The sequence below is a fragment of the Polyangiaceae bacterium genome, assembly GCA_020633205.1.
GTDB lineage: Bacteria > Myxococcota_A > Polyangia > Polyangiales > Polyangiaceae > JAHBVY01.
This window is the reverse complement of sequence record JACKEB010000030.1, coordinates 19640-36104: the sequence shown is the minus strand read 5'-3', so window position 1 is coordinate 36104 and position 16465 is coordinate 19640. Positions and strand designations below refer to the sequence as shown.

18 protein-coding genes are annotated in these 16465 nt (G+C 64.4%); 9 read left to right on the top strand and 9 right to left on the bottom strand.

Annotated elements, in window-relative coordinates; all coding sequences use genetic code 11:
* Positions 1-301 (bottom strand): hypothetical protein (locus H6718_36725; protein MCB9591008.1); only part of this gene is annotated, 301 nt, incomplete at its 3' end.
* A gap of 561 nt (positions 302-862) precedes the next feature.
* Here H6718_36725 and H6718_36720 point away from each other — a divergent pair.
* Positions 863-1789: a metallophosphoesterase gene (locus H6718_36720; GenBank protein MCB9591007.1), complete on the top strand. Its 927-nt coding sequence runs from the start codon at positions 863-865 to the stop codon at positions 1787-1789.
* Between the two features lie 30 nt (positions 1790-1819).
* On the opposite strand, the gene H6718_36715 is transcribed toward H6718_36720, so the two are convergent.
* Entirely contained in the window at positions 1820-2524 is a 705-nt protein-coding gene (locus H6718_36715; GenBank protein ID MCB9591006.1) for a thioredoxin family protein, read from the bottom strand.
* 170 nt (positions 2525-2694) lie between these two features.
* Here H6718_36715 and H6718_36710 point away from each other — a divergent pair, with 170 nt between their 5' ends.
* Positions 2695-3501, top strand: a complete 807-nt coding sequence (locus H6718_36710) for a hypothetical protein (GenBank protein ID MCB9591005.1) — start codon at positions 2695-2697, stop codon at positions 3499-3501.
* Positions 3502-3506: 5 nt separating this feature from the next.
* Here the strand turns inward: H6718_36710 and H6718_36705 are convergent, their stop codons facing one another.
* Positions 3507-3734, bottom strand: coding sequence for a DUF2061 domain-containing protein (locus tag H6718_36705; protein MCB9591004.1), 228 nt, complete (start codon positions 3732-3734; stop codon positions 3507-3509).
* Between the two features lie 124 nt (positions 3735-3858).
* Between H6718_36705 and H6718_36700 the strand changes: the two genes are divergently transcribed.
* Together H6718_36700 and H6718_36695 are read left to right on the top strand one after the other, a co-directional pair.
* Entirely contained in the window at positions 3859-4503 is a 645-nt protein-coding gene (locus H6718_36700; protein MCB9591003.1) for a lysoplasmalogenase, read from the top strand.
* Between the two features lie 81 nt (positions 4504-4584).
* Positions 4585-4905, top strand: a complete 321-nt coding sequence (locus H6718_36695; protein ID MCB9591002.1) for a hypothetical protein — start codon at positions 4585-4587, stop codon at positions 4903-4905.
* Here the strand turns inward: H6718_36695 and H6718_36690 are convergent.
* On the bottom strand, positions 4853-5623 hold the full coding sequence (locus tag H6718_36690; GenBank protein MCB9591001.1) for a hypothetical protein: 771 nt from the start codon (positions 5621-5623) through the stop codon (positions 4853-4855). The two genes, H6718_36695 and H6718_36690, sit on opposite strands and share 53 nt — an antisense overlap.
* 112 nt (positions 5624-5735) lie before the next feature.
* Positions 5736-6095, bottom strand: a complete 360-nt coding sequence (locus H6718_36685) for a hypothetical protein (GenBank protein ID MCB9591000.1) — start codon at positions 6093-6095, stop codon at positions 5736-5738.
* A gap of 76 nt (positions 6096-6171) precedes the next feature.
* Here H6718_36685 and H6718_36680 point away from each other — a divergent pair, with 76 nt between their 5' ends.
* The gene (locus tag H6718_36680) at positions 6172-7419 is read left to right on the top strand and encodes a pyridoxal-phosphate dependent enzyme (protein ID MCB9590999.1); all 1248 of its coding nucleotides are present in this window, start codon (positions 6172-6174) and stop codon (positions 7417-7419) included.
* 470 nt (positions 7420-7889) lie between these two features.
* Here the strand turns inward: H6718_36680 and H6718_36675 are convergent, their stop codons facing one another.
* Both H6718_36675 and H6718_36670 read right to left on the bottom strand, forming a co-directional pair.
* Positions 7890-8705, bottom strand: coding sequence for a TetR/AcrR family transcriptional regulator (locus H6718_36675; GenBank protein ID MCB9590998.1), 816 nt, complete (start codon positions 8703-8705; stop codon positions 7890-7892).
* Positions 8706-9086: 381 nt separating this feature from the next.
* Positions 9087-10175 (bottom strand): AraC family transcriptional regulator, encoded by a 1089-nt coding sequence (locus H6718_36670; protein ID MCB9590997.1) that lies wholly within the window; start codon positions 10173-10175, stop codon positions 9087-9089.
* Positions 10176-10847: 672 nt separating this feature from the next.
* Between H6718_36670 and H6718_36665 the strand changes: the two genes are divergently transcribed.
* Positions 10848-12218, top strand: coding sequence for a metallophosphoesterase (locus H6718_36665; GenBank protein ID MCB9590996.1), 1371 nt, complete (start codon positions 10848-10850; stop codon positions 12216-12218).
* Here H6718_36665 and H6718_36660 read toward each other — a convergent pair.
* Positions 12199-12798 (bottom strand): hypothetical protein, encoded by a 600-nt coding sequence (locus tag H6718_36660; protein ID MCB9590995.1) that lies wholly within the window; start codon positions 12796-12798, stop codon positions 12199-12201. The two genes, H6718_36665 and H6718_36660, sit on opposite strands and share 20 nt — an antisense overlap.
* Positions 12799-12849: 51 nt before the next feature.
* Positions 12850-13632, bottom strand: coding sequence for a GNAT family N-acetyltransferase (locus tag H6718_36655; GenBank protein ID MCB9590994.1), 783 nt, complete (start codon positions 13630-13632; stop codon positions 12850-12852).
* A gap of 135 nt (positions 13633-13767) precedes the next feature.
* On the opposite strand from H6718_36655, the gene H6718_36650 reads away from it, so the two are divergent.
* From H6718_36650 to H6718_36640, 3 genes are all read left to right on the top strand, one after another.
* Positions 13768-14727: a cation transporter gene (locus H6718_36650; GenBank protein MCB9590993.1), complete on the top strand. Its 960-nt coding sequence runs from the start codon at positions 13768-13770 to the stop codon at positions 14725-14727.
* 113 nt (positions 14728-14840) lie between these two features.
* A complete protein-coding gene (locus H6718_36645; protein MCB9590992.1) occupies positions 14841-15083 on the top strand; it encodes a helix-turn-helix transcriptional regulator in 243 nt (80 codons plus the stop codon).
* Between the two features lie 111 nt (positions 15084-15194).
* A complete protein-coding gene (locus H6718_36640) occupies positions 15195-16409 on the top strand; it encodes a hypothetical protein (protein ID MCB9590991.1) in 1215 nt (404 codons plus the stop codon).
* The last annotated feature ends 56 nt before the right edge of the window (positions 16410-16465 follow it).

Sequence of the window (16465 nt, the reverse complement as noted above, 5' to 3'; positions counted from 1 at the left end):
CGTCTTCGTCGTCTTCGTCGTCTTCGTCGTCGTCAGACTTCTCTTCGTCTTCGTCGTCTTCGTCGTCGTCAGACTTCTCGTCTTCGTCAGACACCTCGGCAGCAGCTTTGGCCGAGTTGTCGTCGTCTTCGTCTGAGGGCTCTTCGTCGTCTTCGCTCTCGTCGGACGTGGTCTCTTCTTCCTCAGATGCCTCGACCTTCGTCGTCTCGACCGCGTCAGCCGCCTTTTCGGTGCTTTCGTCTGAGTCTTTGGATTTGCCCGGGCTCTTGCCCTTGGCAGGCTGCTGCTTGGCCTTCGACATGGCGCGGGAGCGTAGCCGCTCGGCCCCACTTGGCGAGCACAAAGGCCCGTCGTTTCAGCCTCCGTGCTCTTGAAACGAGCGGAAATCGCGGTGCCCAGACCACACGGAGAGGGTTGGCGGGCGTCGGAAGCTCTCCAGCGCACCTCACCCCCGATCCCGTGGAAGTGGCACGTGGTGTCATTATGGTTGGCGTCAGCCGAGGCTCGCCTCCTCGAACGCCAGCGTGCAAGCGACGCTCGTCGTGGGGCAGAGGCGCACGGGTGTCTCTGTCCTGCCGCTCACCAGGGGCCCGCCGCTGCCACGTGCGGGTAGCCAAAGGCGCTGCGTCGGTGTGATCGAGGCGTTTGCCGTCCAGCGAGGTGTGTATCCCCAAGGCAAAGAACTTGCATCGCCCAACACGCGATTCACTAACGGAGCGGGCTGTGTGCACCTGTGGGTGAGGCTCACCGAGCCAGGACGTGCTCAGGCCTCAAGCTCCTCGAACCGCGCGTCTGCCCCAGTTGACTATTCGCAGTAAACTCGTAGTTTCTAAGTTCGCGTCGTGTCGCAACCTCCACGCTAATGCCAATCCTCAGTAAGCGAGATCCCAAAGACCGCATCGCCGTGCGACAGTTCGCCGGGACGGCGGCGCTGAAGTCGCAGCTCTCGCAGCCGCTCAGGATCGCTCACCTGACGGACCAACACTTTGGTCGCGTGACGAGCGACGACCTGCAGTGGGCGGCCGCGCAGCTCACGAACGACCACGCGCCGGATCTCGTCGTGCTGACCGGGGACTACGTCGCTCACAGCCTCGACTACCTCGGACTGCTGAGCGAAGTGGTTGGCTCTATCGATGCTCCCAAGGTCGCGGTGCTCGGCAACCACGACCATTGGGCTGGTGCGCGTCAGGTGCGTGGTGCGTTGGAGCGCGCGGGAGTGCAGGTGCTCTCGAACGACACCACTGTCTACGACGTGGGGGAGCAGCGCTTGCAGCTCGTCGGATTGGATGACGCGTACACTGGCCACGCCAACGCACAGCGTGCGCTCGCGAAGATGGACCCAACCTTACCTACCCTCGGCCTGAGCCACATTGCTGAGGAGGCCGACAAACTGTGGCCCCACGGCGTGTCCCTGGTTCTGTCCGGGCACACCCACTCAGGTCAAATCACGGTTGGCGATCTGCACAAGTGGACCCTCGGCAGGATGGGCGGTCACCGCTACGTCCATGGCTTGTATGGGTGTCGTCAGGCGGAGAAGGCTGAAGGCGCCGTCTATGTCAGCGCAGGCATCGGAGCATCAGTGTTCGGTCTTCGGTTGGGTGAGCGTGGGCGCCCGGAGCTAGCGCTCTTCGAGCTGGGGAAGGACGCTTCCGATGTCGCTGAGCACCACGACGAGCAGGATCCGCATCCCGGGAGAGCTCCTTCCGTGCGGAAGCAGGAGTCGCGGGTGAGCGCGGTACATAAAAAACGCCGCAAGCGCGAGCGGCGCCTGCGGCGAGATGAGAGCTAGCGGCGAGATGAGAGCTAGCGGCGAATCCGATCAGCTCGAGTACTTCACGGAGCAGCCATAGGCCTCCGTGGTCGGGGTGCGGACAGGCTTCCCGGCTTCAATGTCGCTCAGCGCTTCATCCACGTAGTTGATCAACTTGCCGTCCTTGGGCGAGCCACCCTCGCCGTCGGGGGAGTTGTCGATGGCGCCCGCGTAGACGAGCTTGCCTTCCTTGTCGATCACGTACATCTCAGGTGTGTGCTTGGCGCCGTACGCCTTGCCGACCTTGCCGTCTTCGTCGAGCAGCACGGGGTGCTTCATCGCGAACTCCGTCGTGCCATTCTTGTTGGCTTCGACGCCATGACCCTGTTTCCCTGGGGCACCAGAGTTGATGGCGAGCCACACGATGCCCTTATCCGTCTGCTTCTTCGCGGTATCCACCAAGGAGCCCTTGGTGTGCGCAGCCTTGACGAAGGGGCAGCCTGGGTTGAACCACTCGAGCACCACGGTCTTGCCCTTGTAGTCCGACAGCTTCACTGCTTTGCCGTCTAGATCCTTCAGCTCGAAGTCGGGGGCAGCTTCGCCAACCTTGGCAGTCGCTGTCGCGGACTTCGGGGTGTCCGTCGCCGGAGCGTTTGCTGCGGCTTTGGTGGTGGCCGTCTCTTCGGCCTTGGCTGGAGCTTCAGCTTGCTTGTCGTTGCAGGCCACGCCCGAGAACACCGCGATGAGAGCGGCAACCGATAGAAAACGCGTCATGCCGCTCGGTGTAGAGCCGTTTTCCCGCGGGCGGTAGGGTAGTGCGCGACGATTGGCAACGTGCCTCGACGTGGAGCTAGTGGTTTCGAGCACTTCGCGCTACCGAGGCACGAGGTGCTCGGGAAAAGCACGCTAGTTTTCCCGGCTCGTGCGCCGCTCACTGGAGAAAAATGTCACGTTCGAAACAGGATGGGACCGTCGCGACGAGCGCAGTCGTGGTGGGGCTGGGTCAGCTCGGAGCGGTGTTTGCGGAGGGCTGGCTCAAAGCGGGCAGGGCTGTCGTACCGATCACTCGCAGCGTGAGCCTCGAAGAGGTGAGCGCGGATATCCCCCGACCCGCAGTGGTATTGGTCGCGGTCGGTGAAGCAGCCTTGCCTGCGCTGCTCGAGGCGCTGCCCCCGGCATATCGTGAGCGCGCGGCTCTGGTGCAAAACGAGCTCTTACCGCGAACGTGGCGCGGCGCCTACGGCGCGGAGGTGGACCCCAACGTCGCCGTGGTGTGGTTCGAGAAGAAGCCGGGGAAGTTGATCCACAGCATCCGTCCAAGCGTGCTTCACGGACCGCAGGCGAATATCCTCGCGGAATCTATGGGTCAGCAGTCGCTGCCCTATTTCATCGCGGAATCAGAGGCGCAAAGGGACTTCGAGCTGGTGCTGAAGAATCTCTACATTCTCGCGCTGAACTTGGGGGGCCTTGCATATCCCTGCAGCGCCGGCGAGCTTTGGCGCGACCACCAAGACCTGATGGGACCACTGGCGGACGAGCTGATCACGCTGCAGGCCGGTTTGCTTGGACGCAAACTGGACCGTGCCGAGCTGCTCGGCTCGCTCGAGAGGGCGATCGCCGCGGATCCAACCCACGGAGCCCGCGGGCGAACCGCCGAGGAGCGGCTCGGGCGCGCCGCACAGCAGGCGGCCGAACTCGGCTTGCAGCTGCCTGTGCTCTCGGCGCTGGCGGCCGAGCACCTCGGCGCTTGATTGGTTCAGATCTGATAGTCGGTGTAGCGCACGCGGCCGAAGCGGATGCGCTCCCACATGCGTTCGTGGCCGAAGTAGAGACCGAGCTTCGCGAAGGTGTCCAGCAGCCCAATTTGCAGGGCGTTGTCCAACTTGCCGGTCATGAAGTAGACGACCCCGGTCGTGATGAGCGTTGCGAACACTCTCCAAGACAGCGCTTTGACGATGCTCCGGGCGCGGGATTCGTAAGCCATGGATAGCCGACTAAGTTACTCAACTATGCGCCCCAAGAACGGCCGCAACCGGATCTATGGGCGCAAGCAGTGCGCGATGCAAGGGCTTTGCGCGAGCGAGCCCCAAACCCATTCTTGAGTTGATATGTCGGAAATTCCGGAAAGCGTGTGGATCGGGATGACGGCGGCAGGCTCCCTTGGGCTGCTGGTCGCTGAACGTCACAAGAGCCAGCTGGGTAGCTGGTTGACGAAGCCACTCGCGGCCTTGGGTTTCGTCTTGCTTGGCCTGTCCCGTGCGACCTACCAGAGCCCGTATGACCTCCCCTTGGTGATCGGGCTCTGCCTGTGCATGGGGGGCGATGTGCTGCTGATCCCCAAGCGGCGCGCCGCCTTTGCCGCAGGGATATTGAGCTTCCTCCTGGGTCATGTGGCGTTCGTGGTGGCCTTCTTGCAGCTCGGCGTCGCGAAGGGGGTAGCTGTCGCTGCCTTCGCGCTGCTGCTCCTGCCCGCAAATTTTGTGCTGCGCTGGCTCTTGCCTCACGCCGGGAACTTGCGCGCAGCCGTGGTGGCGTATGTCGTCGTGATCACGAGCATGGTCGCGACGGCGTTTGCTGCCGCGCACGCGGCGCCGTGGGGTGTCTACGTGGGCGCGGGGATGTTCTACTTCTCGGATCTCGCGGTGGCGCGCGAGCGTTTCGTCCACTCGAGCTTCGTGAACCGGCTTTGGGGCACACCTCTCTACTTCGCCGCGATGCTGGTGATTGCCCACACGCTGCCCGCCGCCCACTGACCGCGAGGAAAACTTGCAGCGCAAACGTTGACAGTTTTTGGTGTAACGGTTAGAAGTGGTCCATTGAAAGGGCGTACTCAAATGACTGACTCGTTCAACGACTACTTCACCCAGCTCGTACGCCACGAGGGCCATGGCGCGCCCTTGGTTGCCCACCTGCTCGGCACCTTGAGCTCCATCTTGTTGGCGGCGGCGCTGCTCCGCTTCGGGCTGGTGTTTTTCCTGCCTCTGGCGCTGTACCCGTTGCTTCAGGGCGCGCTCATCGCCGCCTGGTTGGGGGAGCGGAGCAGCAACGCCGAGCACCCGAGCTGGTCTCTCAGGGCTGAGCTTCGGTTGGCTTGGCTCTGGCTCAGCGGGCGGCTGCGGCGGGAGCCCGGGCCGCAAGCTCGATACTCACGCTGAACCACAAGCTGCAAAGCAGCGCTACGATCAACCCCACACCAAATCCCGCCCAAATTGGGCCGGCCCCGTGACGCACGTCGTGGAGCGTCGGTTGCGTCAGCTGAGCACACAGGAGCCCGAGCAACACCAAGGCCGGGCTAGGTAGAGCGGCGGCTCGGAGCCCCGTTCGACGCGGGGTGGTGCTGCCTACCTCTTGTGCCGTGCGGATACAGAAGCAGCTGCTCACCACCCACACCGCGAGCACCCCGGCGACCAAGCCGGGTGTGCCGTTCATGGGCAGCGGGAGAGCAGCAAAGCGGTAGGCCACGGTTGCCCCAGCCAATCCGCCGAGCAAGCTGAGCAGCAGACCTGCGAGCAGAGCTCGCCGCAGCACCCGCCAAGCCCGTGCGGCCCGATCGTCCCAGCGCTGTTCCAGCTTGCGGCTGGCGGCGACTACCACCCCCGCCGCGGCACCGATGAAGAGCATGAGTAGCGTCAGCTCAGCGGTGGTGCGTGCCGCAGCACCCAACTGGCTCGCGTTCTGCACCAGGTAGGCGGTGCCGAATGGCGTTGCTCCAGCAACCGCGCCGAGTAGGCCCCAAGCGGCGCCCAGCTCGAAGGCGTTTGGCTGAAAGCGCTCGGTCGGCTGGCCTAAGTCGCTCGCGAAGCCCAGCTCGAGGCTGTCTCTCGCGTACTCGTAGGCTGCGGGTGTGCCCGCTTTTCGAGAGCGAACGACCATGGGTCCGCTTCAGACGCATCAGCAGGCCAGATGCTTTGGCGTCGATGTCAGATGTTTGAAAGATGGAGTGTTTTGTCCCCATCCCCTGCGTGGCAGGCCAGCACTGGCTGGTTCAGCGAGCCGGGGGGAAGCTCGAGGCGCCTAGCATGGCGCTCAGTTCGCCCAGGATTTCGGTTTCGTCTTCACCGATGTTCAGTTCCTGCAGCAGGCGCCGTACGGATTTCAACACTTCGACCCGGTGATCCTTCAGGAGTGCCAGGTTCGGCGGCGGCAATGGCGCCTCCCCGCGCAAATACGTGTCGAGCTCGGCGATGTGCTCTGGGTGCAGCCCGAGATTCTGCGCGTACTGCTTGAGGCGCGCCGTCTCGGTTTCAGTGACTTCGTGGTCCGCCCACACCACTTGCAAGAAGAGCTTCACAAGCTCGAGACCGTAGTTCCTGGTCGCAACACTGAGCGGAGGTTGAGTCCCCATGTAGTCTTAGGTCTCACGCCTTGAAGCTGATCGCAAGGGACGCCGGAAGGACCCCGCGTCTGGTCGCGTTAGCGGGGTGTTGAAGAGATCGACCGAACTCGAAGGGGCTGATGTGGGGCGGCGGGACGTTTCCACCAGCGCCTGCTTGCGACGCCGAGACCTGCTGCTGGGCGTGACCGCGCTGGTCGGCTGCGGCGAGACACCCAAGGCTCGCTCCACGCCTTCTCCTCGGCTTGCCCCCTCACGCGAGAGCGCTTCGACGTCAGCGCCGAGGGAGATGACGCTGCCCGAGGTAGAGTCAACCCCGCTCGAGTCTAGAGCTTTGCCTACGGTACCCTGGGGCAAGGCTTTACTGAGTGCGCGCTGGCCGGAACTCGAGGCGTTGCCGTGGAGAAACGTGCTCGAGGAGCCGACACCGCTGCTTCCACTGGTAGCGGATGAGCTAGGGTTCGCGGGCCTGTGGCTGAAGCAAGACGCAAAGAGCGCGCAAGGCTACGGCGGCAGCAAGCCGCGCAAGCTCGAGCCGCTCTTCGGGAAGGCACTCGCCGAAGGGATCGAGGAGGTGTGCACGTTCGGCGCTCAAGGCTCGAACCACGTCGCCGCCACCGCGGTGCACGCCAAGCGCTTGGGGCTTGGCTGCCGGGCCTACCTGCTACCAGCTCCCCTCGATGATCACGGCCGTAGAAACCTGGAGCTCTGCAAGGCCGCTGGGGCGACGCTGGTCAAGGCGGGCTCTCAGCGCGAGGCGGAGGTCAAGGCGCGGCGCTGGCTCGGTAAGCGCTCCGACGCTGCGTTATTTCCGTGGGGAGGAAGTAGTCCAGTGGGTGACCTGGGCTGCGTCGCTGCAGCGCTCGAGCTTCAAGCTCAGTTTGAGGTCGCCGGGCTCGCGCCTCCTGACTACGTCTTCGTTGCTGGGGGGACCCTTGGGACCGCCGTGGGTCTCGAGCTCGGGCTGCGCGCCGCGGAGCTCCCCACAGAGCTGGTGGTGATGCGCGCATCGAATCGCGCGCCGTACACCCAGGCCCACTTCGAAGCCGAGCTTCAAGCGACGCTCCAGCAGCTGACCGCCTTAGCGCCGGCACTCGAGTCGAGCCTCGTGGGTCGAGCTCCGCGTATCGACGACTCCCAACTTGGCTCCGGCTACGCGTTGCCCACTCGGGCCGGTCGCGCCGCGAGTGCTTGGATGGAAGCGCGCGCCGGCTTCAGCTTGGATCTGACCTATACCGGCAAAGCTTTTGCCGGTGTGCTTGCGCAAGCGCCGCGTCTGGCAGGCAAACGGGTCGTGTTCTGGCAGACGCTGGACCCCAACCCTCAGGGAACTTGAGTAGCGCGAGGGTTTTTGGGGGAGAGGAGCGTTCGAGCTGCATCGCCCAAGCCACTCAGGCTAACGAGAGTTCGCGTGAGCCCCGATTTTCCTTGAGGCAATGCCTGCGCCCCCTGCTTGTTCGCGCCTCCCCGGCGCGAATTCTCGTTCGACTTCACTTCAGTGTTGGCGGACGCGCGCGCTCTCGGGCCGAACCGCCCTGATCCACTCAGATGCCGACGGTTTCGAGTGATTGAGGTTTAAAGCAAGCGAGGCGCTTGGTGGTGAAGATCAAACATCTTCGTCGCTTGGCTCAACGACACTCAAGCTTGGGTAACGTTGACCGACCGTTGACAGACACCCTTCAGACAAGGGTTCTTGTTCGATGTATTCTGACAAGCTAGCTTGTTGGAATGCTGGGCCGACCGCCTCACGGTGCGACGGGCTGCGCGCGCACGCGCGCGCTTCGGCCGTGGCGTTTGGCTAACGTCTCAAAGCCCCAGCTGAGCGACATCCCGACGAGCGATCTCGTCGCCAGCGATCAGGCCGAGGTAGAGCAGCAGCAGCTCGCGGCGGATGCGCGGCAGGGACGGGGGTGTCGGACTCAGCAAGCTGTGCACGATCAGCTCGTTCGTGGCGCCCGCCAGCGCGACGCCGGTGAGGCTGAAGTCCCGCTGCGCTGCCCGATAGATCCGCGCCTGGTTCTGCGCCTCCATTTCGATCACGCGGGCGAACTCGTTGATTGTCGCTCGGCGCTTGCGCTCCACGCGCGCGCTCACACCGACGGTCTCCAGACAAACGATGCGCGCGGCCCGCGGATCCCCGAGGTAGCCTTCCAAGAATGCGCTCAGGCCATTGACCGGTCGGAGCCGGGCGTCGTCGACCTCGATGGCAAGGGCGTCGAGAACGCGCCCGCGTACCTGGGTCGTGACGTGATTCAGCACGGCGATCAACAGGTCCTCACGCGTTGCGTACGCCTCGTAGAAGTGCCGCGCGGTAACGCCTGCGTGGCTACACACGCGCTCGATGGATACGTTTGCGTAGCCCTCTGTGCCGAACAGTTCGAATCCGCTCTCCAACAGTCGCGCTGCGCGCTCGCGTCGGCGCTCTGCAGCGCTCAAGCCTCCGTAAGCACGGCCCGCCTTCTCTTGCGTTTTTACGACGCGGCGGCGCGTAGGCTTGCTCTGATCGGCGCTGACCTTCGCCTGTTTCCGCGCTTGAGTCTTCGTCGCACTGCGCGCAGACGCCTTCGCCGTACGCGTCGGCGCCTTGCGAGTCGCTGTCGACTTGGGCTCTGCTTTCGCCACGCGTGCAGCGCCTCGCGTAGCTCCGCGCTTCGTCCTGCGCTCGGCCGTGACCTTCGACGTCATGAGATAGCTCATGATGCTACAGCGCTTTCGAGCAGTTGTGGCGGTCAGTCGATCGCCGTCCAGAGAGCGCCACATTCCGGAGCGGGCGCTGTGCATGTACGGCGTGTCGCTGTGCATGTCCGGGTTGCGGTTGCGCAGGCTCGAGGCGCGGTTGCGCGGGCTCGAGGCGCAGCAGGTGCGCGAGCGGTGTTCCTGCTTATCCAAAGCGGAACGGCCGAGGCTGACTGCCTCGGCCGCTCAAAGCCCCTCAAGAGGAGCACGCCTTCGAATGCCCGCCGCTTGTTGAGCTGGGGCGTAGAACGCGCGGCTGGGGCGCCGTTACATACCGGATGCTACGCGATCCTCCGTGGCCATCACGTCACTGTTTCCCGCTGGCTCGCCGTTTTCGAGCGGCGGTGGCGTGGACTCACGTCGCGTCTGATACGCCCGGTACTCGCTCGGCGAACACTCGTTCCAGCGACGAAAGGCCCGACTGAATGCCGACGCCGACGAGAAGCCGAGCAGGAACGCGACGGAGCCAAGCGGGGTGTCGGTTTCCTCGAGGTAGCTCTCGGCCAGCTCCTGTCGCACGCGCTCGAGGAGAGCGGTGTAGCTGGTCCCTTCTGCAGCCAGGTGGCGCTGCAAGCTGCGCAAGCTGGTGCCAAGACGCTTGGCGACCCGCGCCGGACCGGGGTCTCCTGCTGGCAGCAACTCCACCAACACTGCGCGGACTCTGCGGGCCAAGCTGTCGGGACCAAATCGCTCCAGGTAGTGTTCGGCGACGTGATCGCCCGACCGGGTCAGCTCCCCGTTGCCCGGCGGAAGCTGCGCTTCACACAGCGCGCGATCGAAGCGCAGGCAGTTGCGCTGGGCGGAGAAGTGTACGGGGCAACCGAAGAAGTCCGCGAAGCGCTCCCAGGCCTGAGGCGCGGCGCGTTCGACTTCCACGCTCAGCGGCTTGGCGTTCGGCCCTGCCAAGCTCTTGGCCAGCAGCGCCCCCACTGCGAGCAACGCGTCGACCGCTTCCGGCGCCATCCGCTGCTCACCCATTCGGATGTGGAGCTCGTAGAAGCTACCCTGAGGAGTGAAGGAAAGCTCCGCGGCGTCGGTGACCATCCCGAAGTAGCGCACGATGCGTTGGAAGGCGTCGCGCAGGGTGGAGGACGCTGCGAGGGAGAAGCCGAGAGCGTTGAAGGTGTTGGGCTTCACGTACTCTGCCACTGCGAGGCCGAAGCACGGGTCCGCGGTGGCGCCGACGGCGATGCGCCACAGTTTGGTCGTGGTTGCGAGCGGGACGCGGTCGCTGGACTCCAACTGGCTGGTTTCGATGCCGGCGCGCTGCATGAGCGATCGGCTGTCGAATCCGCGAGCGTCCAAGGCAGCTGCGATGGCGAGGCCCCAGCTGGCGATAGCGGAGGATGTGGTCATGGGCTGGTCTCCTGGTCCGGTTGCGGTCTGGGTGGGCTCCGGGCAGCGCCGCGGCGCGAGAAGGCAGGCGCGTGCCTAGCCGTGGGTGCCGGAGCCGAACCCGGGCACGGGTTGGCGCTGGATGAGCGTGCCCCCGAGGCGGGGCGAAGCTCTAGATTTGTAACCCTGCGGAAACGCTGGGTGGGCGTTGGTTGCAGAGCTTGTCACAGGGAGGGGTGGCGCTCGTTGCTGTGACGCAGAGCATTGTGGCGGGAGTAGGACTAAATTTCCACCAAGAAATCACTCGGTGATTGCCTTTTTGTTTCGGGCTCGCGCGTATCCGTGCGGTAAGCTCGAGGTGCCTCTTTTGTGGTGTAGGCGAACATCCTCCTTCTGCATCACTCACGGTTTCAGCTGCCATCAGTACGCGCGTGATCGGACCGCTGCGCCTGTTCCGAGCCGAAGCTTCTCGGGCACTTGTCGTGATGATGTCGGTCCCGGCGGTCGTCCGGCCGCTCCTCCCCCCCCAAAAAAAAATTGCCGTTGATCACCGGCTCTATCTCCGTCGCTTGCGCAGAAGTTCACCGAGCGCCCGAGGCTCGCCGAGCCGAGTCCACCAAGCTGAGCGCCGCTTCCAGTCGTGGGGTCGATACCGGGAGACAGCCCAACGGTCGTTAGGTAGAGTCCCGCGGTATGGAACGGCTTTCTGGCGCGGGCGTCCTGGTGGCTCGCTGGGTCGCTTTGGGTGGCTTGTGTCTTGGGGTCACCGGGTTGGCGGTGGCGTGCGGTGACGATGCGGAGAGCGGAGGCAGCTCCGGAGGGTCGGGTGGCAGCGCGGGCACTGCGGGCAGCGGAGCTGCGGGTGCCGGCGGAAGCTCTGGAGCGACGACCGGTGGGACCGGGGGTAGCTCGGACACCTGCACTGCGGCGGTGAGCAAGGGCCCGTGGTCTACCCGCATCTCGGGAGACTCCGCCGTGATCCGCTGGGAGAGCTGTGACCAGGGGGCGAGCGCCGAACTCAAGCTCAAGCCAGAAGCAGGCGGCGCTGAGCAGGCCTTCCAATCGGACGTGTCCTCGTTCGATATCCAGAACCGTTACACCAGCATCATCCCTGCGGAAATACCCGACGATTTGCCCGGTACCTACTACATGCACGAGGCGAAGCTGAGCGGCTTGGCTCCGGGCTGCTACACCTACTCGCTTACGGCGGACACCTCTCGCAACGGGCGTTTCTGCACGGCAAGGGCCAGCGGCGAAGACTTCAACTTCATGGCCATCGCCGACACCAACCCCGGGTTGACGGACAACACCGAGCTCATCCTGGAACAGGTCGCGCGTAAGGGCTACGACTTCTCCGTACACGCTGGAGACCTGCAGTACTACGCGTCGGGGCTCGAGACGTGGGCGTCTTGGTTTCCCTCGATGCAACCCATGTTGTCTCAGGGGGGCTTCTTCCCGGCGATTGGTAACCACGAGAGCGAGAAGCCTGACGAGTACGACGCCTACTACACGCGCTTCTTTGGCGACTCAGGCTTCGAAGGCACGAGCGCGTACTACGTCTTCGACACCGGTGGCGTGAGCTTCTTCAGTTTGGATACGGAGATCCCGCTGCAAGACGGCGCGGACCCCGCTCAGTACGACTGGTTCGCGGCCAAGCTGAAGGAGAAGAGCGAGATGGCGGGCTACCGCTTCAGCGTCGTCTACATGCATCGCCCGTTGATCACGTGCGGGGACACGGGGTCGCTCGAGACGGAGCGTTACCTCCTGGAACCGTTGTTCGAGCAGTACAACGTCCAACTCGTACTGCAAGGCCACATGCATGGTTACGAGCGCTTCACCGTTCCGCTTACCTCACGCAACCTCACTTACGTCACGACGGGCGGCGGTGGCGGCGCCATCGGCAACGTGGACGAGCACGTGGATCGCGAGTACTGCAGCCAGCGCGTCGCGTCGGGCGCGTTCAACGAGGCGCTCTGGGTGCAAGTCACCCAGACCGAGATCAAAGCGCAAGCCATCGATCAGACTGGCGAGGCGAAGGACGACTTCACGATTCCGTTGCAGTGAACAGCGCCTCGACCGCGGAGCGCGCGTTCGCTTCGAGCTCGCCTTCGAGTCGTTGTAGGTGATGCTCGAGATGGACGCGTAGATCCGCCGCGCTTGTGCCTGCGTCTCCGCCTTCGGCCTCTTGAGCGTACTTCAGGGCGCAATCGAGGTGGATGTAGCTGCTCGTTGGCACTGCCATCAGGTCTGCGTCGTTGTGCCGCACCAGCCGCAGTGCGCCTTTCTCGATGAGCTCCCGGCACTGCTGACAGCGCGCGCGCCCCGAAGGCGCCGCTTCAATCGCCGCTAGCTGGCAGAGGCAGGGGAGCCGCTCTCCAGCCTGCGCGAGGAGCGTGAGCTGAGCACGCTCTGGTATTTCCTCGGAGAAAGTCTGCTCAGCAACCAGAAACGCCGCAGGGCGTTTGATGGTTCCGCAAGCCAAGTGATACCAAAGCGTCGCGTCACCCTCGCCGTAGGGGTTATCCACTTGCTCACCCAGGCGCAGCTCGCCCTTGGCAATGGTCTGACGGCAGCGTCGGCACTTGGCCCGGCCTGACTTGGCGGCTTCGATGCTAGCGCTCAGGACCTCCGCTTCGTCGCTCATGGCCGCTGACTCTAGTGCCTGAGGAGCCTCCCGGGAAGCGTGCTTGGAGGGCTACTCCTCCAGGCTCTTTTTGCGGTAGTGGTAGCCGTACACTTCCTCGAAGCCGTAGCGAGCGTAGAGTTTCAGCGCGGGAACGTTGTCTCGCTCGACTTGCAGGTACGCGTACTTGGCGCCGCGGCGCTCCGCCCAGCGACACAAGGCGCCGAGCAGTGTGGAAGCCGCTCCCTTGCGTCGCGCCTCAGGCACGGTCGCCATGTTGAAGACGCCCATCAGGTCTCCGTCGCACACGCCCAGCCCGCACGCGATGGGGCCGGCGTCGCTCTCCACGCTTCCGAATCCGGTGCGCCCCTGGATACGCTGGAGCAAGCCTTGAAACTCCTCCGGTGTGTCCTTGAAGCGGCCGCGCTGAACGGCAACCTCCATGAAGTCCGGTCCCGGTGAGAGCTCGACGCACGCGTTTCCGCGGGGTGTGAGTTGGATCACCTTGCTCAGCGGTGCGATTTGGATCGCCACCGGCGCATCCACTCGATAGCCGCGCGCCTCTAGCACCGCGTCTAGCCCTGGGTCCGCAAGGGGCGTCATCTGAAACAGCACCTGGCTAGCCCCGAGCTTCTCGTAAAACGTCTCCGCCAGGGCGACCTGTCGCTCGAGTTCGGCGCTGCCTTGATCGCTTCCGGAGACGGGCCACACGCTGTTGGCGCGCCGAGTGACTTCCCGCATGTAGCGCAGGCGCCAGCCCTCGAGATCGCTAACACGTTCAGCTGGCCACGCTGCAAATGCCGCCTGCTCGAGCGACGCCACGCTCGGGCGCGTGGACTGTGGAGGGGAATCCATGGGTCCGGGCGGCTATAGCAGCCGCGCCGCTCACTCGCTGTGGCAATCGTACCCATGCTGCGTCTGCGCGGGGTTTCAGGCATTTCCCCTGGCGCTTGCTCAAACATGAAAAATCGTTCATATGAACGTTCTCTCATGCATGGACACGCACATGGTGGCCACTCTCATGGCCACGGACACGGGCACGGTGGCGCGACGGACTCCGCCGGCCGCAAGGCTCTGACGTGGGCCTTGGCGCTCAATGGTGCCTTCTTGGTGATCGAGGTGGTCGTTGGCTTCATGACCAACTCCCTCGCGTTGCTCTCCGACGCCGCGCATATGGTCACCGACGTTGGTGCTCTGTCCCTTGCGCTGGCGGTTGCGTTTCTTGCGCGGCGCGCGCCGAGCCCCACACGCAGCTTTGGGCTGCTGAGAGCTGAGGTGCTCGGCGCGTTCGTCAACGGGATCATCCTGGCGGTGGCGTGCTTTTCGATTTTCCGGGAGGCAATCGAGCGCATGCTCGGTGAGCCGGTGCACGTCGCGCCGTGGCCAGTGATGATCACCGGGTTGATTGGCTTGGCGATCAACCTCGGGAGCGCCTGGCACCTGTATCGGTCGGACTCCGAGGGGCTCAACGTCCGCGGAGCTCTGGCGCATATGTTGGCCGACGCCCTCGGGTCGCTCGCTGCCGTGATCGCGGCGGGTGGTGTGTGGCTCGGGTTTCCACTGTCCGATCCGATCGCGAGCTTGGTGATTGGAGCCTTGGTGCTGTGGGGCACCTGGCGCCTGCTCAAGGATGCAACCCGCGTGTTGCTCGACTTCGCGCCCGCTGGCGTGGACGCGGAGGCCGTGTTGCGCGAGCTCGAGGCAGTAGAAGGTGTGACCGACGTGCACGAGCTGCACCTTTGGTCCGTGGACGGGCGTGAGCCCATCCTGTCGGCGCACATCGTGTACGACGATCGCGTCGCGGCGACGGATTTGAGGGTGCGCGTGGAGGAGCTGTTGACCCGCCGCTTCCAGATCCGGCACACCACACTGCAGACCGAGCCGCGTCCTTGTGGCGCGCCGTGCGCGCTATTTGAAGCAGTGCCGGCAGGGGCCGAGGTGGAGCATTGAGGCGGCCGGTCCGCACGGCGTTGCGCGCCGAGCGTGAGACGTTACCTCGAGGAACTGGATCGCGGGTGCTCTCGGCCCACGCCCTGGAGAGCGCGGTCGACTTGCTCAGCGCGATGGCGCATCCGGCGCGGCTTCGGGTCCTGCTTGCGCTTTGCCGACGCGGACCTCAGAGCGCGGGCGCCCTGGCGGAGCTCTGCGGGCTCGAGCAGAGCGCGGCAAGCCATCAGCTCCGGGTGCTCCGAGACGCGCGCCTCGTCGCTTCCGAGCGCGAGGGGAAGCGGATCATCTACCGCCTGGCGGACGCCCACGTGGCGCAGATCGTCGAGGACGCAGTCGCTCATGCGGCGGAAGACTAGCTTCAACGCGCTGAATTAATTGATGAATTCGCCGGTGCTGGGGGCGGGGCCGTCGCCACCATTGCGCACAGGGCCTTTCGTGATAGTGATATCACTGAAAGTGAGGTGTGTATGAGGTGGCTCGCTCGAGTGGCGTTGGTTGGGTGCGTGGTGTCGGTCGCGGGGTGTGGTTCCGAGTCGACGGAGCCTTCAGTGGAGTCCGACACGGATCGTCAGAGCTATGAGTTCAGCACTCGAGTCGAAGTCGGCGAAGAGGTGCAGCTCTGCAAGTTCATCCGCATGCCGAACGACGGCCGCGAGCTCTCCATCAGCCGCATGGAGCACGACTACACCCCGGGCAGCCACCACTTCTTGGTTTTCCGCACGGAGCTAACCGAGATGCCCGAAGGCGGGGACGTGTTTACGCCCTGCGGCGAAGGCGGTGCTGACGCTGGATCCAGCTGGATGAGTCAGGTGCGAGGCATCGTCTACGGTGCGCAGTCCGAGGTCGGTGAGTTCGACTTTCCTGACGGTGTCGGCATGCACGTATCTCCCGGTGAGCTGATGCTGGTGCAGGCCCACTACCTGAACACCACCAGCCAGGCGCTGGACGCGAAGATGAACTTCAACGTCGAGCTCGTCGAGGCTAGCAGCGTGAGTGAGGAGGCCGGTGTACTGTTCTTCTTCAACCCGAAGATCCACCTGAACCCGAACGCTCAAGGCAGTGCTCGCCTGACCTGCCCCATCAAGTCGGACATCTCCCTGGCGTTCGCGGCGTCCCATATGCACCGTCGCGGTGTGAATTTTCACGCGGAAACGGATGACGCGACTTCCCCCGCAATGCAGGAAGGCTCGCTCTACACCACCACCGACTGGGAAGAGCCGTTGCCGCGGAGCTTCGGTTCAAGCGGCGGGCTGATCCATGGCGGCTCCAGCATCTCCTACACCTGCGATTTTGCGAACGATACTGCCAACTCGGTGGTTGCCGGGGCGAGCGCAGACACGAACGAGATGTGCATGTTCGTCGGCATGTACTGGCCGCGCCAGGACCAGTCCATGGAGTGGTGCTACGAAGGGGTCACGGACGGCGAGGGCACGCTCGGGGGCGCCGAGACCTTCGATTGCCTCGCGGGCTGTCGCGGCTCAGCGGATGGCGACGCCTGCTCGGGAGCGTGTTGGGACAATGCGTGCCCAAACGTGGCCATGAAGCTCACGGGCATGCGCGATTGCTTGAGCAGCTGCGGGTTGACCTGTATCGGTGGCCTGGAGAGCGACGGGTGCGCGAGCTGCGCTCAAGAAATGTGTCCTGATGCTTACTCGGCGCTGGTCTCGGCGAAATGTCAGTGACCTGCTTGTCCGCCGCAGCGTAGCGGGGCGCATCCTTTTGGGACCTCCCTGATACC

Bases quoted from the DNA above. Each gene is read 5' to 3' on its own strand.
- H6718_36705 (MCB9591004.1), bottom strand. From the start codon at position 3,734: ATGGCTTACGAATCCCGCGCCCGGAGCATCGTCAAAGCGCTGTCTTGG.
- H6718_36690 (MCB9591001.1), bottom strand. From the start codon at position 5,623: ATGGTCGTTCGCTCTCGAAAAGCGGGCACACCCGCAGCCTACGAGTAC.
- H6718_36710 (MCB9591005.1), top strand. From the start codon at position 2,695: ATGTCACGTTCGAAACAGGATGGGACCGTCGCGACGAGCGCAGTCGTG.
- H6718_36700 (MCB9591003.1), top strand. From the start codon at position 3,859: ATGTCGGAAATTCCGGAAAGCGTGTGGATCGGGATGACGGCGGCAGGC.
- H6718_36695 (MCB9591002.1), top strand. From the start codon at position 4,585: ATGACTGACTCGTTCAACGACTACTTCACCCAGCTCGTACGCCACGAG.
- H6718_36715 (MCB9591006.1), bottom strand. From the start codon at position 2,524: ATGACGCGTTTTCTATCGGTTGCCGCTCTCATCGCGGTGTTCTCGGGC.
- H6718_36650 (MCB9590993.1), top strand. From the start codon at position 13,768: ATGCATGGACACGCACATGGTGGCCACTCTCATGGCCACGGACACGGG.
- H6718_36685 (MCB9591000.1), bottom strand. From the start codon at position 6,095: ATGGGGACTCAACCTCCGCTCAGTGTTGCGACCAGGAACTACGGTCTC.
- H6718_36655 (MCB9590994.1), bottom strand. From the start codon at position 13,632: ATGGATTCCCCTCCACAGTCCACGCGCCCGAGCGTGGCGTCGCTCGAG.
- H6718_36640 (MCB9590991.1), top strand. From the start codon at position 15,195: ATGAGGTGGCTCGCTCGAGTGGCGTTGGTTGGGTGCGTGGTGTCGGTC.
- H6718_36720 (MCB9591007.1), top strand. From the start codon at position 863: ATGCCAATCCTCAGTAAGCGAGATCCCAAAGACCGCATCGCCGTGCGA.
- H6718_36660 (MCB9590995.1), bottom strand. From the start codon at position 12,798: ATGAGCGACGAAGCGGAGGTCCTGAGCGCTAGCATCGAAGCCGCCAAG.
- H6718_36670 (MCB9590997.1), bottom strand. From the start codon at position 10,175: ATGACCACATCCTCCGCTATCGCCAGCTGGGGCCTCGCCATCGCAGCT.
- H6718_36645 (MCB9590992.1), top strand. From the start codon at position 14,841: ATGGCGCATCCGGCGCGGCTTCGGGTCCTGCTTGCGCTTTGCCGACGC.
- H6718_36665 (MCB9590996.1), top strand. From the start codon at position 10,848: ATGGAACGGCTTTCTGGCGCGGGCGTCCTGGTGGCTCGCTGGGTCGCT.